This is a genomic window from Microcella alkaliphila, from assembly GCF_002355395.1.
GTDB lineage: Bacteria > Actinomycetota > Actinomycetes > Actinomycetales > Microbacteriaceae > Microcella > Microcella alkaliphila_A.
Map to the genome: position 1 here is coordinate 1,448,160 of NZ_AP017315.1, position 26,484 is coordinate 1,474,643.

At 66.4% G+C, this 26,484-nt stretch carries 22 protein-coding genes, 1 tRNA gene and 2 pseudogenes; 19 read left to right on the forward strand and 6 right to left on the reverse strand.

Annotated features, from left to right (window positions below):
• Positions 1-44: 44 nt before the first annotated feature.
• The 7 genes from CPY97_RS07085 to CPY97_RS07115 all read left to right on the forward strand — a co-directional run bounded on the left by CPY97_RS07085 (position 45) and on the right by CPY97_RS07115 (position 5,811).
• Positions 45-344 (forward strand): helix-turn-helix domain-containing protein, encoded by a 300-nt coding sequence (locus CPY97_RS07085; RefSeq protein ID WP_269457815.1) that lies wholly within the window; start codon positions 45-47, stop codon positions 342-344.
• A gap of 71 nt (positions 345-415) precedes the next feature.
• Positions 416-1,714 (forward strand): type II toxin-antitoxin system HipA family toxin, encoded by a 1,299-nt coding sequence (locus CPY97_RS07090; RefSeq protein WP_161494095.1) that lies wholly within the window; start codon positions 416-418, stop codon positions 1,712-1,714.
• A gap of 31 nt (positions 1,715-1,745) precedes the next feature.
• Positions 1,746-2,333 carry a hypothetical protein gene (locus CPY97_RS07095; protein WP_096421398.1) on the forward strand — a complete coding sequence of 196 codons (588 nt, stop codon included), beginning with the start codon at positions 1,746-1,748 and terminating at the stop codon, positions 2,331-2,333.
• A gap of 31 nt (positions 2,334-2,364) precedes the next feature.
• The gene (locus tag CPY97_RS07100) at positions 2,365-2,550 is read left to right on the forward strand and encodes a hypothetical protein (protein ID WP_150129218.1); all 186 of its coding nucleotides are present in this window, start codon (positions 2,365-2,367) and stop codon (positions 2,548-2,550) included.
• A 236-nt stretch (positions 2,551-2,786) separates the two neighbouring features.
• A complete protein-coding gene (locus CPY97_RS07105) occupies positions 2,787-3,008 on the forward strand; it encodes a helix-turn-helix transcriptional regulator (protein ID WP_096421400.1) in 222 nt (73 codons plus the stop codon).
• Positions 3,001-4,353, forward strand: a complete 1,353-nt coding sequence (locus CPY97_RS07110; protein WP_096421401.1) for a type II toxin-antitoxin system HipA family toxin — start codon at positions 3,001-3,003, stop codon at positions 4,351-4,353. Before CPY97_RS07105 ends, CPY97_RS07110 begins: the two co-directional genes overlap by 8 nt.
• Before the next feature lie 207 nt (positions 4,354-4,560).
• Positions 4,561-5,811, forward strand: coding sequence for an IS256 family transposase (locus tag CPY97_RS07115; RefSeq protein ID WP_096423302.1), 1,251 nt, complete (start codon positions 4,561-4,563; stop codon positions 5,809-5,811).
• 308 nt (positions 5,812-6,119) lie between these two features.
• On the opposite strand, the gene CPY97_RS07120 is transcribed toward CPY97_RS07115, so the two are convergent.
• From CPY97_RS07120 to CPY97_RS13700, 3 genes and pseudogenes are all read right to left on the reverse strand, one after another.
• Positions 6,120-7,133 carry an IS3 family transposase gene (locus CPY97_RS07120; protein WP_096421402.1) on the reverse strand — a complete coding sequence of 338 codons (1,014 nt, stop codon included), beginning with the start codon at positions 7,131-7,133 and terminating at the stop codon, positions 6,120-6,122.
• On the reverse strand, positions 7,117-8,274 hold the full coding sequence (locus CPY97_RS07125; RefSeq protein WP_036284757.1) for an IS30 family transposase: 1,158 nt from the start codon (positions 8,272-8,274) through the stop codon (positions 7,117-7,119). Before CPY97_RS07125 ends, CPY97_RS07120 begins: the two co-directional genes overlap by 17 nt.
• 68 nt (positions 8,275-8,342) lie before the next feature.
• Positions 8,343-8,609 (reverse strand): annotated as a pseudogene (locus CPY97_RS13700) (transposase); the annotation flags it as partial.
• Positions 8,610-8,768: 159 nt separating this feature from the next.
• On the opposite strand from CPY97_RS13700, the gene CPY97_RS13705 reads away from it, so the two are divergent.
• From CPY97_RS13705 to CPY97_RS13715, 3 genes and pseudogenes are all read left to right on the forward strand, one after another.
• A complete protein-coding gene (locus tag CPY97_RS13705; RefSeq protein WP_231923871.1) occupies positions 8,769-9,149 on the forward strand; it encodes a helix-turn-helix domain-containing protein in 381 nt (126 codons plus the stop codon).
• A gap of 72 nt (positions 9,150-9,221) precedes the next feature.
• Positions 9,222-9,431 (forward strand): annotated as a pseudogene (locus tag CPY97_RS13710) (IS481 family transposase); the annotation flags it as partial.
• An 18-nt stretch (positions 9,432-9,449) separates the two neighbouring features.
• A complete protein-coding gene (locus tag CPY97_RS13715) occupies positions 9,450-9,866 on the forward strand; it encodes an integrase core domain-containing protein (protein ID WP_231924083.1) in 417 nt (138 codons plus the stop codon).
• Positions 9,867-9,990: 124 nt separating this feature from the next.
• On the opposite strand, the gene CPY97_RS07135 is transcribed toward CPY97_RS13715, so the two are convergent.
• Positions 9,991-10,073, reverse strand: a tRNA-Leu gene (locus CPY97_RS07135).
• A gap of 54 nt (positions 10,074-10,127) precedes the next feature.
• Here CPY97_RS07135 and CPY97_RS07140 point away from each other — a divergent pair.
• Positions 10,128-10,757: an ANTAR domain-containing response regulator gene (locus CPY97_RS07140; protein WP_096421404.1), complete on the forward strand. Its 630-nt coding sequence runs from the start codon at positions 10,128-10,130 to the stop codon at positions 10,755-10,757.
• A gap of 27 nt (positions 10,758-10,784) precedes the next feature.
• On the opposite strand, the gene CPY97_RS07145 is transcribed toward CPY97_RS07140, so the two are convergent.
• Complete coding sequence (locus tag CPY97_RS07145) at positions 10,785-11,210, reverse strand: hotdog fold thioesterase (RefSeq protein WP_231923872.1); 426 nt, start codon at positions 11,208-11,210, stop codon at positions 10,785-10,787.
• A gap of 66 nt (positions 11,211-11,276) precedes the next feature.
• Between CPY97_RS07145 and polA the strand changes: the two genes are divergently transcribed.
• The 4 genes from polA (at position 11,277) to rpsA (ending at position 18,182) form a co-directional block, all read left to right on the forward strand.
• Complete coding sequence (gene polA / locus CPY97_RS07150; RefSeq protein ID WP_096421406.1) at positions 11,277-13,937, forward strand: DNA polymerase I; 2,661 nt, start codon at positions 11,277-11,279, stop codon at positions 13,935-13,937.
• Between the two features lie 10 nt (positions 13,938-13,947).
• On the forward strand, positions 13,948-15,621 hold the full coding sequence (locus CPY97_RS07155; protein ID WP_096421408.1) for a DUF885 domain-containing protein: 1,674 nt from the start codon (positions 13,948-13,950) through the stop codon (positions 15,619-15,621).
• 14 nt (positions 15,622-15,635) lie between these two features.
• Complete coding sequence (locus CPY97_RS07160; protein WP_096423478.1) at positions 15,636-16,592, forward strand: epimerase; 957 nt, start codon at positions 15,636-15,638, stop codon at positions 16,590-16,592.
• Between the two features lie 144 nt (positions 16,593-16,736).
• Complete coding sequence (gene rpsA / locus CPY97_RS07165) at positions 16,737-18,182, forward strand: 30S ribosomal protein S1 (RefSeq protein ID WP_096421410.1); 1,446 nt, start codon at positions 16,737-16,739, stop codon at positions 18,180-18,182.
• A 42-nt stretch (positions 18,183-18,224) separates the two neighbouring features.
• On the opposite strand, the gene CPY97_RS07170 is transcribed toward rpsA, so the two are convergent.
• A complete protein-coding gene (locus CPY97_RS07170) occupies positions 18,225-18,848 on the reverse strand; it encodes a DUF4126 domain-containing protein (RefSeq protein WP_096421412.1) in 624 nt (207 codons plus the stop codon).
• Positions 18,849-18,920: 72 nt separating this feature from the next.
• Here CPY97_RS07170 and coaE point away from each other — a divergent pair, with 72 nt between their 5' ends.
• From coaE to uvrC, 4 genes are read left to right on the forward strand one after another with little or no spacing between them, the layout of a single operon-like run.
• On the forward strand, positions 18,921-19,532 hold the full coding sequence (gene coaE / locus CPY97_RS07175) for a dephospho-CoA kinase (protein WP_096421414.1): 612 nt from the start codon (positions 18,921-18,923) through the stop codon (positions 19,530-19,532).
• 46 nt (positions 19,533-19,578) lie between these two features.
• Positions 19,579-21,645: an excinuclease ABC subunit UvrB gene (gene uvrB / locus CPY97_RS07180; protein WP_096421416.1), complete on the forward strand. Its 2,067-nt coding sequence runs from the start codon at positions 19,579-19,581 to the stop codon at positions 21,643-21,645.
• A 38-nt stretch (positions 21,646-21,683) separates the two neighbouring features.
• On the forward strand, positions 21,684-24,581 hold the full coding sequence (gene uvrA, locus CPY97_RS07185; RefSeq protein ID WP_096421418.1) for an excinuclease ABC subunit UvrA: 2,898 nt from the start codon (positions 21,684-21,686) through the stop codon (positions 24,579-24,581).
• Positions 24,582-24,583: 2 nt separating this feature from the next.
• Positions 24,584-26,458 (forward strand): excinuclease ABC subunit UvrC, encoded by a 1,875-nt coding sequence (gene uvrC / locus CPY97_RS07190; RefSeq protein WP_096421420.1) that lies wholly within the window; start codon positions 24,584-24,586, stop codon positions 26,456-26,458.
• Positions 26,459-26,484: the final 26 nt, after the last annotated feature.

Sequence of the window (26,484 nt, forward strand, 5' to 3'; positions counted from 1 at the left end):
TCTAGTCTGGCAGTGACAGCTATCAGTCAGTTGGGGGTGAAGGTGTGGTTCAGCGAGTCTCGCCGCGTCAGCAGCGGCAACTTCGGGACTTAGGCGAAAACATTCGTCGATGGCGGAAGGTCAACGGGATGACCGCCGCGGAGTTGGCCGAGCGCGCATTCATCACCCGAGAGACGCTGCGGAACATCGAGCGGGGCGTGGGAAGTCCTCGCCTCGACTCTGTCGTGGCCGTGCTGACCGCGCTCGGTATCGCAGATCGTGTCGTTGCAGCTAGCAACCCGTACGAGTCTGAAGCCGCACGCGCGCGAATCGACAGAATGCTCGCCGCCGGGAAGAAACTATGACCGCTGTCCGCGTCTACATCGACGGCATCGACGACGCTCCCGTTTTCGCAGGAACGCTCGAGCCGTCATTCATGGGTGCTCACACGCTCGCCGGCGCGTCGTTCGCTTACTCGTCGGACTACCTCAAACACCCCGGCAGCTACGAAATCTCGCCCGAGCTGCCGCTGCGAACCGCGCGAACCTACACTGACGAATCCCGAACGATGTTTGGCGCGTTCAACGACGCTGCCCCGGACGAGTGGGGACAGCGCATCATCGATGCGAACAACGCCATGCTGCGCAAGACCGATCCCAGCCGCCCTCGCCGCCTCGGCGCGTTCGACTACCTCCTGGGAGTGTCCGATCGGACACGGATTGGATCACTTCGATTCCAAACTGCAGGCGGAACCGTTTGGCTGTCGGAGGATTCGGGTGTTGCGAACATGCACGCACTCTCAAAGGTCATCGCGGCCGCCGAACGATACGAACGAAACGCCGCAACTGACGACGACGTCGCCTACCTCTCCGGCATCGCCACAAGCCCCGGCGGGGCCCGCCCCAAAGCGAACGTGATCACCGACGCGGGTCGTCTCGCGATCGCGAAACTACCGCACTCCAAAGACGGCAACATCGACGTCGAAGCGTGGGAAGCGGTCGCGCTCACCATCGCATCCAAGGCCCACCTCCACACCCCTGCATTCACGCTGCGACGCGTCGGGCCAGCGAAGTCAGTGCTTATCACCGAACGCTTCGACCGTGACGACGCCGAGCGGCGCTACGGATACATGTCGGCGGCCACAGCACTTGGCCTCGGCGAACACAACCAGCAGCATCGGACTTACGTCGATTACGCCGACACGATTGCGACACTGACCTCACGCGAAGACCTTCGGGAGCTATACGGGCGGATAGCGCTGACCGTCCTCATCAACAACGTCGACGATCACTGGCGAAACCACGGACTGCTCCGCGGCCGCGAAGGATGGACGCTGTCGCCCGTGTTCGATGTGAACCCCTCGCGCTCAACGGGGATCATCACGTCGCGACCGATCGACGACGACGACGACCCCCGCGCACGTGACCTGCGGAACCTGTTCGATTCGCGCGGATATTTCTCCCTCACCGAAGACGAAGCCAACGAAACACTTCACCGGGTCGGTCACGCCGTATCCCAGTGGCAGAAAATCGCCGAAGACGTTGGCATCGACCGCGACGAAATCGGCGAAATGTCGGTCGCGTTCGATGAGGCTCAACTGGACTACGCGCTGAACAGACCCGCACCCGACAGCCTTGCGCCCGGACGAATCCCCACGTGGGTGCCGCCCCACACCCGAAATGGCAAGCCCGTCAGGGGGCATCACCGCAACGCCAGTAGCAAGAATCGGCCGTGACAGCGTCGGACCTTCCCGCCAGACTGCCCGTATGGCCACCGACACGAAGCTGACTAAATCGATCGGCGAACACTACGTCGCTGCCGAGCTCGCCCGTCACGGTTGGGCGGCAGCTCTCACCCGGGACGGGCTTGCCCGCACCGATTTGCTCGCCGTGCACACCCGCGATGAGGAACGCCGGTCGATGATCGAGGTGCAGGTGAAGACGACGTTGAACAAGCCCGAGCGGTTCAACTGGCTGCTCGGTGTGAAGGCGCAGCAGCCGGCAATGTCGCCGCGCGAATGGTTCGTCCTCGTTGGCGCCCCGACAGACGTGTCGGCGCCGCTTCGCAGCTTCGTCATCCCACGCGACCACGTCGCCGCAGCCGCATGGATCGGCCACGAGACGTGGCGGACCGACCCGGACGTTCCGCCAGGGAAACGCAACGTCGGCCCCGACCAATCCCGAGTCGGGGTGAGTATCTTCGCCGCCTACGAAGGCCGCTGGGATCTGCTGCACGCCGAACACACCGACGACGTGCCCGTGCTGCTGCCCGGCTGGATGCGCGCCAACGCGCAGCTCGAGCGGGTCGGCCTGCCGCCGGGGCATCCGTGGAAGGAGCGGCTGCCTGAGTGGTGACGGTGAGACGGTGTGGCTCACGCAAGCGCAGATGGCTGAGTTGTTTCAGACCACCCAGCAGAACATCAGCGTGCACCTCAAGAACATCCACGCCGATGATGAGCTGGATGTGGCATCAACCCACAAGGATTTCTTGTCGGTTCGCCGGGAAAGCTCACGCGACGTGCAGCGCACCCTCGAGCGCTTCAACCTCGACGCCGTGCTGTCCGTCGGGTGACGGCGCGATAACGTCTCGCCAGCCCAGCCGGCGCCGCGACTTGTCGTCGATGTCGCGGCGGCAGCGCCAACTACCCGGACATTCCGGGCAGTTGGTCGTGAAGGACGGTGCGGCGCGAAGCGCGGGTGAGCGTCGCGTGCCGTGACTACCGTTCCGTCTTCTTGGGCGGAGTGACTACTTGTCGGTAGTCGTTGGTACGCTGAAGGGGTATCCGTATTCGCGGTGAAGGGTGAGACATGCAAGCCGAGCTGGAATCTGGTCGCGATCTCGGCGACCTCGTGCGCCGTGTTCGTGAACGCCACGGCCTCAGCCAGCGGCAGCTCGCTGATGCGATCGGCTGCTCCCAACGGTACGTGTACGAGCTCGAGAAGGGTCTGCCAAAGCGGGCGGACGACAACTTCTACGCCATCCTCCGCAAGCTCGGCATCCGCCTGATTGGCGAGGTCCGTGATGGCTGACCGCGAGCTACCCGTCCATCTGTACGGCCACCACATCGGCACCCTCACCGACGCCGCCGATGGCCGCCCTATTCTGCGGTGGAACCCCGCCGGTAAGTGGCGCCTGAACTCACCGGTCCTGTCCCGGCACCTCCGTGTCGGCGTCGAGGATTCCGACGCGACCGAGTCGTTCTTCGGGAATCTCCTTCCCGAAGGCGTTCACCTGGATGACCTTGCCAGGGAGACGAAGACCAGCTCGAAGGATCTTGTCGGCATGCTCGCCGTCGTCGGCGCCGACCTTGCCGGCGCGCTCCGCATCGGTGAGCCCCGCGACGCCATCGACCCCGAGCCGTTGACCGCGGGGGAGCTTCGAGAGTTGCTTCGCCGCGCGCCCGGCTACCTCGTCGGCGGCGGAGGGTCGGCACTGCCAGGGTTCCAACGCAAGCTCACCCTCACCCGCGACGACGGCGTCTGGATTCGCGGCAATGGCAGGGTCGCATCCACCCACATTCTGAAGCCCGTCAACCCCGACTTCCGCGCCGCCGTCGACGCCGAGGCATACTGCCTCGCCCTTGCCCGTCACGTCGGCCTGACTACTTTCGACGCCCGAGTGGAAGACATCGACGACCTCGTTGTTCTCGTCGTCGAACGCTACGACCGCGTCCGCACAGAGTCCGGCGCAATCGACCGCATCCACCAGGAAGACTTCGCCCAAGCTCTCGGCCTCGCGCCCGGCGGCGACGAGAAGTTCCAATGGCGGCAACCGGCTGCGAACCTCGCCGCGATCGCCGAACAGCTCGACGCCGACGCAACCGTGTTCGCCCCCGGCACCGACAAAGAGCAGCTGCTGCGCTACGTCACCGTCAACGTCGCCTGCGGCAACACCGACGCGCACGCCAAGAACTTCTCCCTCATCCACGACGCCGACGGCCGCACCCGCTTGGCGCCGCTGTACGACATCACACCGCTTGGGCTTCGCTTCGAAGCCTCACAGCAGATGTCGATGACCGTCAACGGTATCTGGCATCTCGCCGATGTCACCGCCGTCGACCTCGCCGTCGAAGCCACGAGCTGGGGCATCGACGAACACCGCGCTCGCGACATCGTCGACGACACCCTCGCACGGCTCACCGATGCCACCTACGCCGTCCCGGCGCACGACTCCATCGAGAAGCACACCCCCGGTTACATTCGCGGTCAAGCGCAGAATCTCGCCGCCGGTAAACCCGCACGCCTGGACACAACCACCCCGCCGATGCTGATGCCGCGCCTCGGCACACCCCAACCGCGCGTCAGCCGCGGCCGCCCCGACGGCGGCCAATACGACCACCGCGACCGACCCGAATCAGACATCACCCTCAGCTGAATCGTCACGGTGGACGCGCCGGATCAGTTGTCGCAAAAACTGCAACAACTGAACCCGCCCGTCACCGCCCCGACCGCGGCACGACACGACGCGCCCGCAACGGACACTCCCACGGACGAGGGACTGTCTGAATAACGGTGTGTGGGGTCCGGCCTGATCCGAAAGGAGACGGCCGTGGCTGACACGACCGAGTTGTTGGAAGACGCGATGATCGATCCCGTGACGGGAGAGATTATCGATCAGAAGGACCTTGCCGAGCGGTTGCTCGCGCAGGCGAAGGAGCAGGGCGTGAGCCTGGTCGGCCCGGGAGGGCTGCTGAACCAGCTCACGAAGAACGTCCTCGAGACGGCGTTGAACGCGGAGCTGACCGAGCATCTCGGGCACCAGCATGGCGGGACGCCTGCCGGGTCGAACATGCGCAACGGGACACGGACGAAGACGGTTCTCACCGAGATCGGCCCCGTGGAGATCGAGGTCCCCCGGGATCGCGACGGGTCGTTCGAACCGGTGATCGTCCCCAAGCGGAAGCGTCGCCTGGACGGGATCGATCAGATCGTGCTGTCGCTCAGCGCCCGCGGACTCACGACCGGGGAGATCGCCGCGCACTTCGACGAGGTCTACGACGCGAAGGTCTCCAAAGACACCATCAGCCGGATCACGGAGAAGGTGGCCGGTGAGCTCGCGGAATGGTCCTCCCGACCGTTGGACCCGATCTACCCGGTGATCTTCGTCGACGCGATCGTCGTCAAGGTCCGTGACGGGCAGGTCCGCAACACCCCGTTCTACGTCGTCATGGGCGTCACCGTGCACGGGGAACGCGACATCCTCGGGATCTGGGCCGGCGACGGCGCAGAAGGCGCGAGGTTCTGGCTGCAGGTGTTCACCGAGCTGAAGAACCGTGGCGTCGAGGACGTGTTCATCGCCGTCTGCGACGGGCTGAAGGGACTCCCCGAAGCGATCAATACCACCTGGGAGCGGACGGTCGTGCAGCAGTGCATCGTGCACCTGATCCGCAACAGCTTCCGCTACGCCGGCCGCCAGCACCGTGACGCGATCGTGAAGGGACTCCGACCCGTCTACACAGCCCCGTCCGAGGCTGCGGCCCGGGACCGGTTCGCCGAGTTCGCGGCCGAGTGGGGCGGCAGGTATCCGGCGATCGTGCAGCTATGGGAGAACGCGTGGGCCGAGTTCGTGCCGTTCCTCGAGTACGACGTCGAGATCCGAAAGGTGATCTGCACGACCAACGCGATCGAGTCGATCAATGCCCGCTACCGGCGAGCGGTCCGCGCCCGCGGACACTTCCCGAACGAGGCCGCGGCGCTGAAGTGTCTCTACCTTGTGACCCGGTCACTTGACCCCACCGGGGGCGGCAGGGCACGCTGGGCGATCAGGTGGAAGCCCGCGCTCAACGCGTTCGCGATCACCTTCGCCGGACGGTTCGACAGAACCAATCACTGAAAACCGCCGGACCTCACACACCGTTTAACGGACACTCCCTCCATTGGCTGTCCTCGGCGCGTTCGTTCTGGGAAGCGGAATTGGAGCCCTCATGGGTAATCCCAACTCCTGGCTTTGGGCCTTGGGAGGCGTCGCCGTCATGCTCACGATTGCAGCGATCGTGTCGGTTCGTCGGCGCAACGTCCGCAGCTGAGGCTGTTCCGAGCAAGCTGATGACCGGGGCGCAGCCACGCAGTCTGCGCCCCGGTCATCGCGATCCTGACGGTGTCTGAGTCACCCCGGTGTGTTCGGAGAGCGTTTTGCTGGTGTCAGCCCGCTCTTTCGAGGGGTTCGGTGAGAGCGTAGTCGAGTTGCTCGAGCTCGACGGGGGTGAGGTCGTCGATCGAGCCGTGGGTGCGCTCGGTGTTGAACCAGTGCACCCAGCCGGCTGTCGCTGCCTCGACCTGATCGACGTCTCGCCAGGGGCCCTCGTGGTGGATGAGTTCGGACTTGTAGAGCCCGATCTGCGATTCCGCGAGGGAGTTGTCATACGCGTCGCCGACGGACCCGACGGAGGGGTCGATGCCCTCCTCGACGAGGCGGTCGGTGAACGCGATCGACGTGTAGGCGCTGCCGGCGTCGGTGTGGTGCGTGAGCCCAGCGAATCCGTCGACGCCTTCTCGACGACGTGTCCAGAGCGCCATCTCGAGGCAGTCGAGCACCAGCAGGGTGGCCATCGACGTGGCGGCGCGCCAGCCGAGGATGCGGCGGGAGTGCGCGTCGAACACGAACGCGACATAGACCCACCCGGACCACGTCCAGACGTACGTGAAGTCGGCCACCCAGAGCTGATCGGTGCGGAACCTCGCGAAGTGCCGGTCGACGAGGTCAGCCGGTCTGGTCTCCCGCGGATCCGAATCGACCGGCCGCTTCCGCTTCCCACGCACGACGCCGGCGATTCCGAGGTCCCGCATGAGGCGTTCGACCGTGCAGCGGGCGATGTCGTGCCCGTCGCGACGCAGCCTCAGCCAGAGCTTGCGGGCGCCGAGGACCTTCCGCTGCGCCTGCCAGGTCGCCAGGATGATCGGCTTCCACCGCTCATCCGAGAGTTCCCGTGGGGACGGGCCGCGTCCTCTCGCGTCGTAGTAGGTCGATGGGGCGATCCTCACGTCGTGCTTGCTCAGCACAGTGCAGATCGACTCGACACCCCATCGCAGCCCACCATCGCGGCGGTCTTTGTGCTCGTCGATGAACGCGACTATCGCTTGTGTGGCCGGTCGAGTTCGGCCGCGAAGAAAGCCGAGGCCGCCTTCAGAATCGGCGGATTCAACCGGTGGTCGCAACGAGTTCTGTGAACTTCTCCGATGGTGTCAGATAGCCGAGCGTTTTGCGTGGTCGTCCGTTGAGCGAGTCCTGGATCGCGGTCAGCTCAGCGCGGGTGACGATGCTCAGATCGGTGCTCTTCGGCAGGTACTGGCGTAGCAGTCCGTTGGTGTTCTCGTTGCTTCCGCGCTGCCACGGGGAGTGCGGGTCGCAGAAGTAGATCGGGATGCCGGTCGCTGTCGTGAACTCGGAATGCTTGGCCATCTCGGCGCCCTGATCCCAGGTGATCGTCCGCGCCAGCGACGCCGGCAACGCGGTGATCGCCTCGCGCATTGCGGCCTCCACCTTGTCGGCGCTCTTCCCGTCGGGCAGGTGCAGCAGAAGTGTGAGGCGGGTGCTGCGTTCAACGAGGGTTCCCACGGCGCTGCGACTGTTCTCACCGAGGATCAAGTCGCCTTCCCAATGCCCCGGCACGGCGCGGTCTTCGACCTCCGCGGGGCGCTCGCTGATCATCACCATCCCTGGCAGCCGGCCTCGCCGGTCCGTCGCGGTCCGCGACTTCCGTGCCGCACGCCCTGACCGCAGGCAGCGGGCAAGCTCGCGGCGCAACTGCCCGCGTCCCTGCACGAACAGGGACTGGTAGATCGTCTCGTGACTCACGTGCATCTCCGGGTCGTCGGGATGCTCCAACCGTAGGCGGGCGGCGATCTCCTGCGGAGACCACAGTTGCTCCAGCTGCGTCGCGACAACCTCGAGCAGCCGTCCACCGTCAAGCTTGAACGGCTTCGGTCGGCGGGCCTGCTCTCGCGCGTCCTCATGCGCCCGCCACGCCGAGTACCCCTCCCGCCCGCCGCCGCGCTTGACCTCGCGGCTGACCGTCGACACCGCCCGTCCCAGGGCGAGCGCGATCGCGGTCAACGTGTCACCGCGCGCGAGACCAACCAGGATCTCCTCACGATCGAAGACCGTCAGATGCCCCTCGCGCGGCTCCCAGCCGAACGGCTTCCCGTCGAGGTGACGCCCTTCCCGCGCCATGCGGCCGACCATCGGGGCCGTGCAGCCGATCTCGCGGGCGATATCGATGAGCCGCCACCCCTTCGAGTGGAGACGGAGCGCGAGCTGCTTCTGCTCACGACTGAGATGACCATGCTTGCCCTGCAACGAATGCCTCCCGAGATCAGCGTCTGCTTCATCTCACAGCACTCATTGCGCTGACCGGTTGAATCCGCCATCTCGTTCGCCCGCCGCAACTCGGCGTTCTCACGCCGCAGCCGCTTGATCTCCACCGCCGCATCGGTCGTGACACCGGGCCGGTTGCCGGCATCGACCTGCTGCCTGCGGATCCAGGTGCGGATCGTCTCCGGTGAGCCAATGCCGAGCATCCCAGCGACAGCGGTCATCGCCTGATACTCGCTCGGATAATCGGGCCGCACCTCGGCGACCATACGGACAGCGCGCTCACGAAGCTCGCGCGGGTACTTGCTGGGACGTCCCATGAGACAGATCCTTCCAAGGAATCCTGCCTCCGAACACACCGGGGTGACTCAGTCTGGTTTCAGCACATTGTGGACACCTGTCTCAGGTCATCGTGGACAGTGACGTGTTCTCCGTCGTGATGTCTCACGTCATCGTGGACACCCGGTCAGGGTCGATGGGTGAGCAAACAGGAAGTGTTGATCCTCGCCGTCACCGTGCAGGGCCTGTCCTACCGCGAAGCGGCCCGCATCCATGGGGTGTCGAAGTCGCTGGTTCACAAGTTGCACCAGCGGTGGCTTACCGAGGGTGAGGCCGCGTTCACGCCCCGCTCCAGGGCTCCACGATCCCGCCCGTCGCGAACACCCGATGCGGTCCGTGATCGCATCCTGCAGCTGCGCGTTCAGTTGATTGCTGACGGTCTCGATGCGGGCGCTGACACGATCGGCGCCCTGCACGCTGCCGAGCAGGTGACCGTGTCGAGGTCGACGATCTGGCGCATCCTGCGAGCTGCGGACGTGATCACTGCGCAGCCGCAGAAACGCCCCCGTTCTTCCTGGTAACGTTTCTGCGCCGAGCAACCCAACGAGCTTTGGCAATCCGACACCACCCACTGGCGTCTTGCTGATGGCACCGAGGTGGAGATCATCGGCTGGCTCGATGACCACTCCCGTTTCGTCACCCACCTGTCATGCCATCGACGCGTCACCGGCCGCACCGTCACCGACACTTTCCAGCAAGCGGCCGCCGTGCACGGCTTCCCGGCGGCAACGCTGACGGACAACGGCAACATCTTCACCACTCGTTTCGCCGGCGGCCTGAAGGCCCGCACCTCCGGCAACGCGTTCGAGACGCTCTTGGCCTTGCAGGGCATCACCCAGAAGAACGGCCGCCCCTACAAACCGACCACGCAGGGCAAGATCGAGCGGTTCTGGCAGACGCTTAAGAAGTGCCTGACGATGCGTCCGGCGAACAGCCTGGAGGATCTGCAAAGCGAACTGGACGACTTCGTCGACCACTACAACAACAACCGTCCCCACCGAGCACTCAACCGGCGCACGCCCGCCTTCGCTTACGGGCTGATCCCGAAAGCGGCACCGACCCGCCCGGACGATCCGAACATTTGGCGGGTCCGCTACGACACCATCGACGCGCACGGGAAAGTGGCCCTCCGACCGATTCGGCAACCGGATGATGCATTTGGGATACGGGCGCGCCCTGGCCCGCACCGCCGTGATCGTCCTGATCCACGGCCTCTATGCCATCACCATCACCCCTGACGGCGACGTCATCGCCGAGCACCTCATCGACCCCGACAAGGGCTACCAAGCCAAGACATGAAAAACGGGTGAACCCCCACACTGGGGGTTCACCCGTCCACGATGTCCTGAGACATCACACTCGTACCGGCTGTGGGACTCGAACCCACACGCCCTTTCGGACAACGCATTTTGAGTGCGTCGCGTCTACCATTCCGCCAAGCCGGCTTGCGTGCATCCCCATCGATGCTCGCGTAGTGACCATACCGTAGGCTTCTCGTCGTGAGTGATGAGCAGCAGACCACCGCCCCCCGCCGTGTCGTCGTCGCCGAAGACGAGTCGCTGATTCGGATGGACATCGTCGAGATCCTGCGCGACAACGGCTACGACGTCGTCGCCGACGTGGGCGACGGCGAGGCCGCTGTCGAGGTCGCCACGGAGCTGCGCCCCGACCTCGTCGTGATGGACGTGCGCATGCCGAAGCTCGACGGCATCGAGGCCGCGAAGCGCCTCAGCGAGAACCACATCGCGCCCGTCGTGCTGCTGACCGCGTTCAGCCAGAAGGAGCTGGTCGAGCAGGCCAGCGAAGCCGGCGCGCTCGCCTACGTCGTGAAGCCGTTCACGCAGAATGACTTGCTTCCCGCCATCGAGATCGCCCTCAGCCGATACCAGCAGATCATCACCCTCGAGGCCGAGATCGCCGATATGGCCGAGCGTTTCGAGACCCGCAAGCTCGTCGACCGCGCCAAGGGTCTGCTCAACGAGCGCATGGGCCTCACCGAGCCCGAGGCGTTCCGCTGGATCCAGAAGGCGTCGATGGACCGTCGCACGACGATGCAGGCCGTCGCCCAGGCGATCATCGACCAGCTGGCGCCGAAGAAGGACGCGCCGAAGAAGGACGACGACCAGTAGTAGCTCGCGCCCCGCGCATCCCGACCGTTACCGGTCGCGGAGCATGTTCGTCATGCGCACGGTCGAGAGCCGGCGGCCCTCCTCGTCGCGGATGACAATCTCGTGGGTCGCGAGCGTGCGCCCGAGTACGAGCGCCGTGCACGTTCCCGTCACGACGCCGCTCGTCACCGAGCGCGAGTGCGTCGCGTTGATCTCGATGCCGACCGCGTAGCGACCGGGGCCGGCGTGAATCGCCGACGAGATCGAGCCGAGGCTCTCGCCGAGCACGACGTGCGCGCCGCCGTGCAGCAATCCGATGACCTGCGTGTTGCCCTCGACCGGCATCGTCGCGACCGACTTCTCGGCGGACAGTTCAAGAAACTCGATCCCCATCTTCCGAGTGAGGGCGCCCCCGCCGGTTTCCACGAGACGGGCAACGAGCTCCGGGTCGAGGTCATCGGGGATGCGCGTCACAGGTTCTCCTCGCGGGCGTCGGGCGGTCTCGGGGCCGCGTCGGCGCACGCCGTTAGGCTGGCGGGCGTGACGGACTCCGCAAAGCCTACTCTGCTCATTGTCGACGGCCACTCGCTGGCGTTTCGGGCCTTCTACGCCCTCCCCGTGGACAGCTTCGTCACGCGCGACGGGCAGCACACGAACGCCATCCACGGCTTCATCTCGATGTTCTTGGGGCTGCTCGCGAAAGAGAAGCCGACCCACGTCGCCGTCGCTTTCGACATCTCCCGACACTCCTTCCGCACTCGGGAGTACCCCGAGTACAAGGGCACGCGCGGTGAGACGCCGCCGGAGTTTGTTGGCCAGGTGCCGCTCTTGCAGGAGGCGCTGGAGGCGATGAGTGTCACCACCATCACGAAGGAGGACTACGAGGCCGACGACATCCTCGCGACCCTCGCCACCCAGGGTGCCGAGCAGGGATTCAACGTGCTCGTCGTCTCAGGCGACCGCGACACGATTCAGCTCGTCAACGACAGGGTGACTCTGCTCTACCCGAACGCCCGCGGCGTGAGTGAACTCAAGCGCTACGACCCGGACGCGGTTCGGGAACGCTACGGCATCAACCCCGAGCAGTATCCCGAGATTGCGGCGCTCGTGGGCGAGACCAGCGACAACCTGCCGGGCGTCGACAAGGTCGGCGAGAAGACGGCGGTGAAGTGGATCACCCAGTACGGGTCCCTCGAGAGTCTGCTCGAGCACGCCGACGAGATCACGGGCGTCGTCGGCAACAACCTGCGTGAACAGCGCGACCGCGCCGAGCGCAACCGCCGGCTGAACCGCCTCGTGACCGACGTGGAGCTGCCGGTCGGCCCGAGCGATCTCGAGCGCAAGCCCATGGACGTGCCCGCGGTGAAGAGCGTTTTCGAGCGCCTGCAGTTCCGCACGCTGACCGAGCGCGTGCTCAAGATCGCCGCGGCAGAGGGCGCCGACATGGGCGAGGCCGTCGATGCGGGAGCCGCCGCGCGCGATGCTGCCCCTGCCGTACGCACCCTCGTCGACGAAGAGCTTGCCGCGTGGCTGCGGGCGAACGGCGCGAGTGAGTTGGCGCTCGTCGCCGAAGCGGACGGCGGCGAGTTGCGCGCCATCGGGCTCGCGAACGATCGCGAGACCGTGCAGGTGAACTGGGCCGCGCATCGACCCGATTACGCTGCCCTCGAGGAGTGGCTGGCGAGCGACAGCCCCAAGGTTGTCGCCGACGCCAAGCAGCTCACCGCACTGCTCGACCCCGTCGGGATGCCCGTTGCCGGCATCACATGGGACGCCAAGCTCGCCGCGTGGCTGCGTGCCCCCGGCACGCGCACCGCAAACCTCGCGGAGATCGTGGACGACGTGCTGGGGGAGACCCTGCCGCAGGCCAACCCCAACCAGTTGCTGCCCGACACCGAGGCCGTGCCGGCCGCAACCAGCGCGTGGTACCTGCTGCGGGTCGCGCAGGCGCAGCGTGAGCGTCTCGACGAGGGGTCGACCCGTGTGCTCACCGACATCGAGGTGCCGCTTGCGCCTGTACTGGCCCGCATGGAGGCGATGGGCGTCGCCGTCGACCGCGACGGTCTGCAGTCCCTGCGTCGCGAGCTGTCCGAGACCGCGGCGGGCCTAGCACAGCGCGCATTCGCCGAGATCGGCCGCGAGGTGAACCTCGGTTCGCCCAAGCAGCTGCAGCAGGTGTTGTTCGATGAGCTCGGTATGCCGAAGACCCGCGCAACGAAGACCGGCTATTCGACCGACGCGGCAGCGCTGGCCGAGCTGCAGGCGAAGCACCCGCACCCCTTCCTCGGCATCCTGCTCGAGCACCGCGACGCGACCAAGCTTGGGCAGATCGTCGAGAGCCTCGACAAGGCGGTGCGCGATGACGGTCGCATTCACACCACCTACGAGCAGACGGGCACCTCGACCGGTCGCGTGTCGTCGACCGATCCGAACCTGCAGAACATTCCGGTGCGCACCGAGGTGGGCCACCGTATCCGCGCCGCGTTTGTTGCCGGGGACGGATTCGAGAGCCTGCTCACGGCCGACTATTCGCAGATTGAGATGCGCATCATGGCGCACCTGTCGGGAGATGAGGGGCTGATCGAAGCGTTCCGCACGGGCGAAGACCTGCACCGATTCGTGGGCGCCCGTATCTTCGGCGTCGAGCCCAGCGAGGTGACGCCCACCATGCGCACCAAAGTCAAGGCCATGAGTTACGGGCTCGCGTACGGCCTGAGCGCGTTCGGGCTCAGCAAGCAGCTGGGCATCGAGACGGCCGAGGCGAAGCAGCTCATGACCGACTACTTCGCCCGCTTCGGGGCTGTGCGTGACTACCTGCGCAGTGTCGTTGACCAGGCCCGCGCCGACGGATACACCGAGACGATATTCGGTCGCCGCAGGCCGTTCGGCGACCTGAATTCGCCGAACCGGGTGCTGCGCGAGAACGCCGAGCGCGCTGCGCTGAACGCGCCCATTCAGGGAACGGCCGCCGACATCATCAAGATCGCGATGCTCGGGGTGGCCGATGACCTCCGCGACCGTGGACTGCAGTCGCGTCTGCTGCTGCAGGTGCACGACGAGCTCGTTTTCGAGGTCTCTCCCGGCGAGCGCGACGAGCTGGAAGAACTCGTGCGCTCCCGGATGGGCGGCGCGGCCGAGCTGTCGGTGCCGTTGGACGTGCAGGTCGGGGTGGGCCAGAACTGGAACGAGGCCGCGCACTAGGCTCGAATCCATGACTGAGAGCACCGGCGCTCACGAAGCGCGCACGCCCACCGAGATTGACCGCATTGCTGAGGAATGGGTCGATACCCTCGTCGCCTTCAGCCCCGAGCTGGCCACCTATATCGGAGCCGACGGCGACCTTGAGCGGTACCAGGACTACTCGCCGAACGGCCGCGCCGCCATCCGCGGCGCAGCTCTCGCGACGATCGGCAAACTCGAGGCGGTCGACCCGGTTGACGACACCGACCGTGTCACGAAGACCGACCTTCTCGCTGAGCTCCGACTCGACCTCGAACTCGACGACGCCGGGTGGGAGGCGCGCGACCTGAACGTCCTCGCGTCGCCGGCCCAGGGCATCCGCGAGATTTACGACCTCATGCCCACCGGCACCGACGATGACTGGTCGACCATCGCGAAGAAGCTCACCCGCGTCTCCGACGCCCTCGAGGGCTATGCCGAGACGCTGCGCGAAGGCATCGCGAACGGCAACACGCCGGCCGTGCGCCAGGTGCGCGAGGTGCTCACCCAGGTGCGCACCAACGCGTCCGCCGACGGGTTCTTCCACGAACTCGCCACCGGGGCCGACGTGCCCGACGCCCTGAAGAGAGATCTGCTCGACGGCGCGCGTCAGGCTGCAGAAGCCTACGGTCGCTTCGGCGACTTCCTCGAAAACGACCTGGCGCCCGCCGCGCGCGCCGACGACCCGGTCGGTCGCGAGCTTTACGAGCTGCTGTCGCGCCGCTTCCTCGGCGCGACGATCGACCTTGACGAGACGTACGAGTGGGGCATCGAGGAACTGCGCCGCATGGTCGACGAGCAGACGCGCATTGCCGACCAGATCCTGCCGGGCGCGAGCGTCGAGGAGGCCATTGCGCACCTCGAAAAGGACCCGACGCGCAAACTGCACGGCCGCGAGGCGCTGCGCGAGTGGATGCAGCAGCTGAGCGACACGGCCGTCGATGAGCTGTCGCGCACCCACTTTGAGATTCCCGAGCCGGTCAAGAAGCTCGAGTGCATGATCGCCCCCACGCCGGGCGGCGCGATCTACTACACCGGCCCGACCGACGACTTCTCTCGCCCGGGCCGCATGTGGTGGTCGATTCCGGAGGGGGTCGACGAGTTCGACACGTGGCGCGAGACGACGACGGTCTATCACGAGGGCGTTCCGGGTCACCACCTGCAGATCGGCCAGGCCGTCTACAACCGCGCGCAGCTGAACTCGTGGCGTCGCCTGCTCGCCGGTACGAGTGGCCACGCCGAGGGGTGGGCCCTGTACGCCGAGCGCCTTATGGAGGAGCTTGGCTACCTCGATGACCCGGCCGACCGCCTCGGGATGTTGGACGGCCAGCGCATGCGCGCCGCTCGCGTCGTGCTCGACATTGGCGTGCACCTCGGCAAGATCCACCCCGAGACGGGTCAGGTCTGGACGAGCGACGACGCGTTCGCGTTCATGCGCAAGAACGTGAACATGAACGATGGCTTCGTGAACTTCGAGGTGAACCGCTACCTCGGCTGGCCCGGACAGGCGCCGTCGTACAAGGTCGGTCAGCGCATCTGGGAGAACCTGCGCGCCGAGATCAAGCAGCGCGAGGGCGCCGACTACAGCGACAAGGCATTCCACAAGCGCGCCCTCGACATCGGCGGTGTCGGCCTCGACACGCTGAAGTTCGCCCTGCTCGGCTGAGCGGACCGGTGACCGTGACGCCGCGCGTCGTGATCGCCGGGGCATCCGGCTTCATCGGCGATGCGGTCGCCCGCGACTACGCGGACCGCGGCTGGCAGATCGTGACGATCGGCCGCCGCGGTCCCGTCGCGTGGAGCGACGAGGCCGCCGTCATAGAGGCTGTAGATGGCGCTGACACGCTCATCAACCTCGCCGGGCGCAGCGTCAACTGTCGTTACACCGCAAAGAACCGCGCCGACATCCTGTCGTCGCGCGTGGACACGACCCGGCAGTTGAACGCCGCTGTGCGCGCGGTCGATCATCCGCCGCGGCTATGGCTCAACGCGTCGACGGCCACGATCTATCGCCATGCCACCGACCGCCCGCAGACCGAGTCGGAGGGAGACATTGGTACGCGGTTCAGTGAACAGGTTGCGTCGGCCTGGGAGTCGGCGCTGTTTGACGGCGACCTTCCTGGCACGCGGCGCGTCGCCCTGCGCTTGTCGATCGTGTTCGGAGCCGACGGGGGAGCGCTACCCCCGATCGTCCGGCTCGCCCGCCTCGGACTCGGCGGACCACAGCACGACGGGCCCTGGATGTCGACCCCGTCACGCCGCGCCGCAGGCATCCATCTGCAGCCCGGCACGTCTGGCGGCCGGCAAATGGTCAGTTGGATTCACATCGACGACGTCATCGCAGCCCTTCGATTTTTGGATGCGCGTGACGACATCGCAGGTGCCGTCAACATCACCGCGCCCCGCCCCGTCGATAACCGCACGCTCATGAAAACCGTGCGCCACCGCGTGGGACGACCGATTGGCCTGCCCGCCTTCCGCTTCATGCTCGAGCCGGCGATGGCGGTGCTGCGCACCGAGCCGGAGCTGGTGCTGAAGAGCCGGTGGGTGCTTCCCGAGCGGCTCGAAGAAGCGGGATTCTCGTTCGCGTATCCGGACCTCGATGAGGCGCTCGCGAGCATCCTGAATCGGGCGTAGCCCGCCGTTTGCCGCCTGCCCGCTCGCCACGCTAGGCTGGAGAGTCGTCTATTTGACGACGATCCTGTCCGCTTGCCCGGACGACATCCATTCTGCACCACGTCTTTCGGGCCTGAACCCTGTCCGCATCGGAGCAACCACTACATGACAACCGCAACGACCAACGCCCCCAAGCAGATCGCGATCAACGACATCGGGTCTGCCGAAGACTTCCTGGCGGCGGTCGAAGAGACCCTGAAGTTCTTCAACGACGGCGACCTCATCGAAGGAACCGTCGTGAAGATCGACCGCGACGAGGTTCTCCTCGACGTCGGCTACAAGACCGAGGGTGTTATTCCCTCCCGCGAACTGTCGATCAAGCACGACGTCGACCCGACCGAGGTCGTCTCGGTGGGCGACATGGTCGAGGCCCTCGTTCTCCAGAAGGAGGACAAGGAAGGCCGCCTCATCCTGTCGAAGAAGCGCGCCCAGTACGAGCGCGCCTGGGGTGACGTCGAGAAGATCAAGGACTCCGACGGCGTCGTCACCGGCACCGTCATCGAGGTCGTCAAGGGCGGCCTTATCGTCGACATCGGCCTGCGCGGCTTCCTCCCCGCGTCGCTCATCGAGCTGCGCCGCGTTCGCGACCTGACCCCGTACCTCGGCCAGGAGATCGAGGCGAAGATCCTCGAGCTCGACAAGAACCGCAACAACGTCGTCCTGTCGCGCCGCGCGCTGCTCGAGCAGACGCAGTCCGAGAGCCGCTCGAACTTCCTCAACGCGCTGGCCAAGGGTCAGGTGCGCAAGGGTGTTGTGTCGTCGATCGTGAACTTCGGTGCGTTCGTCGACCTTGGCGGCGTCGACGGTCTCGTCCACGTCTCCGAGCTCAGCTGGAAGCACATCGAGCACGCCAGCGAGGTCGTCGAGGTGGGCCAGGAGGTCACCGTCGAGATCCTCGAGGTCGACCTCGACCGCGAGCGCGTGTCGCTGTCGCTCAAGGCCACCCAGGAAGACCCGTGGCAGGTGTTCGCCCGCACGCACGCGATCGGTCAGATCGCTCCGGGCAAGGTCACGAAGCTCGTTCCCTTCGGTGCGTTCGTTCGCGTCGCCGACGGCATCGAGGGTCTCGTGCACATCTCCGAGCTGTCGAGCAAGCACGTCGAGCTCGCCGAGCAGGTTGTCTCGGTCGGCGACGAGGTGTTCGTCAAGGTCATCGACATCGACCTGGAGCGTCGCCGCATCTCGCTGAGCCTCAAGCAGGCCAACGAGGGCGTCGACCCCGAGGGCACCGAGTTCGACCCGGCCGTCTACGGCATGCCGACCGAGTACGACGAGCAGGGCAACTACAAGTACCCCGACGGCTTCGACCCCGAGTCGGGCGAGTGGAAGGACGGCTTCGAGGAGCAGCGCACCAAGTGGGAGCAGGACTACGCTGCCGCCCAGGCGCGCTGGGAAGCTCACAAGAAGCAGGTCGCCCAGTCGATCACCGACGAGGCTGAGCTGGAGGCCGCGCCGGCCGCTGGCTCGTTCAGCTCGGACTCGGCTGGTTCCGGCACCCTCGCCGACGACGAGTCGCTCGCCGCTCTGCGCGAGAAGCTCTCGGGCAACTAGGGCCGGCGCGCTGTACGGCGCGCACCCGACGCGGGTCGTCTCCTAGGTGGAGGCGGCCCGCGTCGCCGTTTCTGGCTGCGGAACGCGGCGACGGCGGTCGCGCGCCCGGCGGAGCACCACCGTTGTCGCGACGACGAGACCCACGATGACGACGAGCACCAGAATCGGCAGCACAAGGGCGAGAACACTGAGTGTGACCGCGGTGATATCCTCCGCCGTCGACAGCGCGGGGGCAGCAGCTCCCGCCGTTAGCGTGTTCGCGGCGACCCGCACGAGTGCCTTCACGAGGTGCACGATAAGTGCGATGGCAACGCCGATCGCGATCGGCACCCACTGACCCGACTCGACGAACGCGGCCGGATCGCTGACCGCGACGGTTTCGGTGGCAGCGCCGCCCCCAAAGACGATGCCGCCGGAGGCGGGGCGTACGACCGACTGAATCCAGTCGTTGATCGAATCAACTGCCGGAATCTTGTCGACCACGAGCTCGAAAACCAGCAAGACGGCGATGATGCCGAGAACCCACTCGTTGCTCAGCCACGCCCACCCGTTCGGCAGGGTGACACCTTCGAAGAAGCGCCCCGCGAGGCCAAGGATCAGCAGCGGTATGTACGCGTTCAAGCCAGCCGACACCGCGAGCCCCGCGCCGGTGAGCAGTTCGAGCATGGCGCCTCCTGACGGTGTCGATGGTGGTCATGCTAAACCCGCGCGCTCACGATCGCCCGTTAGCCTTCGGGTATGGATGTCGTCGGCCTCACGGGGGGCATCGCCGCCGGAAAATCGACCGTCGCCCGCCGGTTCGCTGAGCTTGGCGCCGTCGTCATCGACGCCGATCATCTCGCCCGCGAGGCGGTCACGCCGGGCAGCCGCGGGCTCGCCGCCATCGTCGAGCGCTTCGGCAACGCCGTCCTCGGCGACGACGGTTCGCTCGATCGAGCCGCGCTCGGGCGCATCGTGTTCGCCGACGAGGGGGCGCGACGCGCGCTGAACGGCATCGTGCATCCCGAAGTTCGCCGGCTGTACGCCGAAGCCGTGGCGGATGCTCGTGCCAACGACCCCGACGCCGTGATCGTGTACGACGTGCCCCTGCTCGCCGAGGCACGGGCGGCGGACGAGTTTGGCACGATCGTCGTCGTGGATGCTCCCGCCGATGTGCGCATCGCGCGCCTGGTTGAGCTGCGTGGCATGGACCGGGAGGAGGCCGAGAATCGGGTCGGCAGCCAGGTGAGCGACGCCGACCGGCGCGCCATGGCCGACGTCATCATCGACTCGGCGGGCACGATCGACGAGACGATCGCGCAGACGGACGCGCTCTGGCGGCGCTTGGTCGCCGAACGCGACGCTCGCTGAGCACCCGCCCAGCATCGATGTCGGGGGTGCGGCCTAGGCTTTCGGCATGCAAGCTACGCGCTCCGTGCGCCCCTTCGAGGTGGTCAGCGATTACCAGCCCAGCGGCGACCAACCCCAGGCGATCGCAGAACTCGCCGGGCGCATCAACGCCGGCGAAACCGACATCGTGCTGCTCGGTGCGACGGGCACCGGCAAAAGCGCCACGACCGCCTGGCTGATCGAGCAGGTGCAACGGCCGACCCTCGTGCTGGCCCACAACAAGACGCTCGCCGCGCAGCTCGCGACTGAGTTTCGCGAGCTCATGCCGCACAACGCGGTTGAGTACTTCGTGTCGTACTACGACTACTACCAACCCGAGGCGTACGTGCCGCAGACCGACACCTTCATCGAGAAAGACAGCTCGATCAACGCCGAGGTCGAGCGGCTGCGCCACTCGACAACCAACGCGCTACTGAGCCGACGCGACGTTGTCGTCGTGTCGACGGTGTCCTGCATCTACGGCCTGGGCGCCGCGGAAGAGTACCTGGAGGCGATGGTTGCGCTTCAGGTGGGGCAGACCATTTCGCGCGACCAGCTCATCCGCGCGTTCGTCGCGATGCAGTACCAGCGCAATGACGTCGACTTTTCGCGCGGAAAGTTCCGCGTGCGGGGCGACACGATCGAGATCATCCCGGTCTACGAAGAACTCGCGATTCGCATCGAGATGTTCGGCGACGAGATCGAAGCGCTGTACGCCCTGCATCCCCTGACCGGAGACGTCATCAAGACCCTCGAGTCGGTCTCCGTGTTCCCCGCCACGCACTACGCGGCGTCGCCCGACACCATGCAGCGGGCCATCGGCACGATCCGCGACGAGCTCGACGAGCGCCTGGCAGAGCTCGACCGGCAGGGCAAGCTGCTCGAGTCGCAGCGGCTGCGCATGCGCACGACGTACGACCTCGAGATGATGGAGCAGATCGGCTTCTGTAACGGCATCGAGAACTACTCTCGGCACATCGATGGGAGGGCTCCGGGTGAGCCGCCGCACTGCCTCCTCGACTACTTCCCCGACGACTTCCTCGTCGTCATCGACGAAAGTCACGTCACCGTGCCGCAGATCGGCGCGATGTACGAGGGCGACGCGAGCCGAAAGCGCACCCTTGTCGAGCACGGCTTCCGACTGCCGAGCGCCCTCGACAACCGTCCCCTGCGGTGGGAGGAATTCCTCCAGCGAACCGGGCAGAAGGTGTATTTGTCGGCGACGCCAGGCAAGTATGAGCTCGGGGTCTCCGACGGCGTCGTCGAGCAGATCATCCGCCCGACCGGTTTGGTCGACCCGCAGATCGTCGTGAAGCCGTCGAAGGGGCAGATCGACGACCTCCTCGAACAGATTCGGCAACGCGTCGAGCGTGACGAGCGCGTGCTCGTCACGACGCTCACCAAGAAGATGGCCGAAGAGCTCACCGACTTCCTCGAGGAGGCCGGCGTGCGGGTGCGTTACCTGCACTCCGACGTCGACACGCTGCGCCGCGTCGAGCTGCTGCGTGAGCTTCGTCAGGGCGTGTACGACGTGCTCGTCGGCATCAACCTCCTGCGCGAGGGCCTTGACCTCCCCGAAGTGTCGCTCGTCGCCATTCTCGACGCGGACAAGGAGGGCTTCCTGCGCTCGTCGACATCGCTCATCCAGACAATCGGTCGCGCGGCCCGCAACGTGTCCGGTGAGGTGCACATGTACGCCGATGTCGTGACGCCCTCGATGGCCCACGCCATTGACGAAACCAACCGGCGCCGCGACAAGCAGCTCGCCTACAACGCCGAACACGGCATCGACCCGACGCCCCTGCGCAAGCGCATCGCCGACATCACCGACCAGCTCATTCGCGAGGGTGAGGACACGAAGGAACTCCTCGCTGGCCGGGATTCCGGCAAACGGGCAGCTACTCCAGTGAAGCGACGCGAGGGCAAAGCGGCCGAGGGCGCCGCCGAGCTCGAGACGATCATCGCCGATCTGACGGCGCAGATGTTGTCCGCAGCCGACGAGCTGAAGTTCGAGCTCGCCGCGCGCCTCCGCGACGAAGTGCAAGAGCTGAAGCGCGAGTTGCGACAGATGTCCGAGGCCGGACACGTCCGCTGAGAGACGGCCGGGCATCCGTGTCGGAGGCGGAGCCTAGAATGACGCGAGTGCCGGCAACCCCTCTTGAATCAGCCCCCCACCTGAGTGTGCGCGGCGCGCGCGTGCACAACCTGCGCGATGTCGACCTCGTCATTCCGCGCGACGCCCTCGTCGTGTTCACCGGACTGTCGGGCTCGGGCAAGAGCTCGCTCGCCTTCGACACCATCTTCGCCGAGGGGCAACGTCGCTACGTCGAGTCGCTCTCGGCCTATGCGCGGCAGTTCCTCGGGCAGGTTGATCGCCCCGACGTCGACTTCATCGAGGGTCTCAGCCCCGCCGTCTCCATCGATCAGAAGTCGACCAACCGCAACCCGCGGTCGACGGTCGGCACGATCACCGAGATCTACGACTACATGCGTCTGCTGTGGGCGCGCGTCGGTATCCCGCACTGCCCCGTGTGCGGCGAGCGCATCCAGCGACAGACCGTGCAGCAGATCGCTGACGAGCTCATGCAGATGGAGGAGGGCACCCGGTACCAGGTTCTTGCGCCGGTGGTCAGCCAGAAGAAGGGCGAATTCGTCGACCTCTTCAAAGAGTTGGCACAGGCTGGCTACTCGCGCGCGGTGGTCGACGGAGAGACCATCTCGCTCGCCGAGGCGCCCGCGCTGAAGAAGCAGAACAAGCACGACATCTCCGTCGTCGTCGACCGCCTCGTGGCGAAGTCCGACCTGCTGCAGCGCCTCACCGACTCGCTAGAGACGGCGGTCGGCCTCACCGACGGGCTGGTCGTGATCGACTACGTCGACCGCGACGCGAAGGCGACCGACAAGACGCGCACATTCAGCGAGAAGCTCAGCTGCCCCAATCGCCATCCGCTTCAACTGACAGAGATTGAGCCGCGCACGTTCTCGTTCAACTCGCCGTTCGGCGCGTGCCCCGTGTGCTCAGGTCTCGGAACACGCATGGCCGTCGACGATGAGCTGCTGATCGGCGACCCCAGCCTGTCGCTGAACGACGGCGTCATCCTGCCGTGGAACCAGCAAGGCAAGGGCCTCTACAGCTACTTCCAGAAACTGCTTGCCGGCCTCGCGCGCGACCTGGGGTTCTCTCTCGACACCCCGTGGGGTGAGCTCGAAGAGAGCACCCAGCAGGCCATCCTTCACGGCAACGACTTCGAGGTTCGCGTCAAATGGCGCAACCGCTACGGCCGTGACGTGTCGTACTCCACCGGCTTCGAGGGGGTTATCCCCTACATCGAGCGCAAGTATGCCGAGGCCGAGAGTGATTGGTCGCAGCAGCGCTTCGCCGAGTACTTGCGCGAGGTGCCCTGCTCCGAGTGCGACGGCGCCCGGTTGAAGCCCGAGGTGTTGGCGGTGCAGGTTGCAGGGCGATCGATTTCCGAGATCGCGGAGTTGAGCATCCAGGATGCGTACGCGTTCATGGAGTCCCTGACGCTCACCGAGCGCGAAGCGGCGATCGCAGCCGCCGTGTTGCGCGAGATTCGCGCGCGACTCGAGTTCCTTCTTGAAGTCGGTCTTGGCTATCTGACGATGGCGCGGGCCGCGGGCTCCCTCTCGGGCGGCGAGGCGCAGCGCATTCGCCTGGCAACCCAGATTGGGTCGGGGCTGACCGGGGTGCTCTACGTGCTCGACGAGCCTTCCATCGGGCTCCACCAGCGCGACAACCGCCGCCTCATCGACACCCTCGTGAAGTTGAAGAACCTCGGCAACACGCTCATCGTCGTCGAGCACGACGAAGACACCATTCGCACCGCCGACTGGGTAGTCGACATCGGGCCGGGTGCGGGCGAGCATGGCGGCCGCGTCGTCCACTCCGGCTCCTACGCGCAACTGATCGAGAATCCGAAGTCGATCACGGGTGACTACCTCGCGGGCCGCCGGCACGTGATTGAACGCGTCGAACGCCGTCCGATTGACGAGAATCGGATGCTCACGGTCATCGGCGCGAAGGCCAACAACCTGAAAGACGTCACCGTCGATATTCCGCTCGGGGCATTCGTCGCCGTCACGGGCGTCAGCGGGTCTGGTAAGTCGACGCTCGTGAACGACATCCTCTACAAGGTGCTCGCCAACAAGCTCAATGGCGCGCGTCAGGTGCCGGGCAAGCACGTGCGCGTGACCGGGCTCGAACACCTCGACAAGGTGGTGCACGTCGACCAGGCGCCCATCGGTCGCACCCCGCGATCGAACCCGGCCACCTACACCGGCGTCTTCGATCGCATTCGCCAGCTGTTCGCCGAGACACTGGAGGCGAAGGCGCGCGGCTACCAGCCGGGGCGCTTCAGCTTCAACGTCAAGGGCGGCCGGTGCGAGAACTGTGCGGGTGACGGCACGATCAAGATCGAGATGAACTTCCTGCCCGACGTCTACGTGGCGTGCGAGGTGTGCGGGGGGGCCCGCTACAACCGCGACACCCTGCAGGTGCACTACAAGGGCAAGAACATCGCCGAAGTGCTCGACATGCCGATCGAGGAGGCCGCCGAGTTCTTCGAGCCGATCAGCGCCATTCACCGGTACTTGAAGACCCTCGTCGACGTCGGCCTCGGCTACGTCCGGCTCGGTCAAAGCGCCACGACGCTCTCCGGCGGTGAGGCGCAGCGCGTCAAGCTCGCCACCGAGCTGCAGAAGCGCTCGAACGGCCGCAGCATCTACGTGCTCGACGAGCCCACGACCGGCCTGCACTTCGAGGACGTCCGCAAGCTTCTGGTCGTGTTGAACGGCCTGGTCGACAAGGGAAACTCGGTCATCGTGATCGAACACAACCTCGATGTGATCCGCGCAGCCGACTGGCTGATCGACCTCGGGCCCGAGGGCGGTGCGGGCGGCGGCACGATCGTCGCGACCGGCACGCCCGAGGAGGTCGCCCGGGTCGATGCGAGCCACACCGGAGCCTTCCTGCGCGAACTTCTGCCCGCGCTCGAGGTCGTCGGAGCCTAATCGTGGTCTCGCGCGACGACTGGCGGCCGCGGCGAGGCGAGATCCCGACTGCGCCCGGCGTCTACCGCTTCCGTGACGAGGCGGGGCGCGTGCTCTACGTCGGAAAGGCCAAGAACCTTCGCGCCCGGCTCACGAACTACTTCCAGCCCCTGCACTCCCTGCACGAGCGCACGCGCCGCATGGTTACGACCGCCCGCGGAGTCGAGTGGACGATCGTCGGAACCGAACTCGAGGCACTGCAGCTCGAATACACCTGGATCAAAGAGTTCGCGCCCCCGTTCAACATCAAGTTTCGCGACGACAAGACGTACCCCTACCTCGCCATCACCCTGGGGGATGCGGTGCCCCGCGTCATGGTCACCCGCACGCGCGGCATCCGCGGCGCCCGCTACTTCGGCCCGTACACGAAGGTCTGGGCGGTCCGCGAGACGGTCGACACGATGCTCAAGGCGTTTCCCATGCGCTCCTGCTCCGACTCCGTGTACCGGCGGGCCGAGAGCACCAACCGTCCGTGCCTGCTCGGAGACATCGGTAAGTGCGCGGCGCCCTGTGTCGGACGGATATCGAAGTCGGAGCACAAGTCGATCGCGCTCGACTTCGCGAGCTTCATGGCCGGCAACGACGTCTCCTACGTGCGCGGTCTCAAGAAGAAGATGAGCGAGGCGGCCGCCGAGTTCGACTATGAGACGGCCGCGCGCATCCGCGACCAAATCGGGGCGCTCGAGACGGCGCTCGAGAAGAGCACCGTCGTTCTCGCGGAGGACGTCGACGCCGATGTGTTCGGCATCGCCCACGACCAACTGTCGGCCGCTGTGCAACTGTTCACCGTCCGAGGGGGCCGCATTCGCGGCGTGCGCGGGTGGGTGGTCGACACCGAGCTGGACGTGTCTCTCGGCGACCTCGTCGACACGGCCCTGCAGAACGCCTACGACGAGCTCGTACCGGCCCGCGAGATTATCGTGCCCGCCCTGCCCGACGACGCGGCCGCGTTGCAGCAGGTGCTCGGCGACCGTCGACGCGCGGCGGGCGAGCGCGGGGGCGTGCAGGTGCGCACTGCCGTGCGCGGCGACAAGGCCGCGCTCGCCGAGACCGTCCGCCAGAACGCCCACGGGGCGCTCGTGCAGTATACGACGCGGCGCGCCGGCGACTTCACCGCCCGGTCGCAAGCACTCGCCGACATTCAGGAGGTGCTCGGCCTCGCCGAGGCCCCCCTCCGGCTCGAGTGCTTCGACGTGTCACACTTTGGCGGGAAAGGCCAGGTCGCGTCGATGGTCGTCTTCGAAGACGGCCTGCCGAAGAAAGACCAGTACCGGCGCTTCGCCATCGAGGATGCGCGCGACGACACCGACGCGATCTACCAGGTGCTGCGTCGCCGGCTCGCCTACCTGACCGACGAGGCCGAGGATCCCGATGCTCCGCCGCCCACCGGCACACGGGCGGCCTTCCACTACCGGCCGGGCCTGCTCGTGATCGACGGCGGCGAGCCGCAGGTGAACGCCGCGGCACGGGCGTTGGCCGACGCCGGAGTCACCGACATCGCGGTCTGCGGCATCGCGAAGCGGCTGGAAGAGGTGTGGCTACCGGGGGAGGGGTACCCCGTCATCTTGCCCCGTGCATCCGACGCGCTGTTCCTGCTGCAGCGCCTGCGTGACGAGGCGCACCGGTTCGCACTGCGGTACCAGCGCACGACGCGCAAGCGAGATATTCGCACCCAGCTGGCCGACGTGCCGGGGCTTGGGCCCGCCCGCATTCAGAAGTTGCTGACGCACTTCGGCTCGGTGACCCGGTTGCGCGCGGCCGACGAGGCCGAGCTGACCGCGGTCGACGGCATCGGGCCGGCGCTGGCGAGCGAGATTCGCCGGGCGCTCGGCGCGTGAGGTGGCGGGTAGGCTGGCAGTGTCCA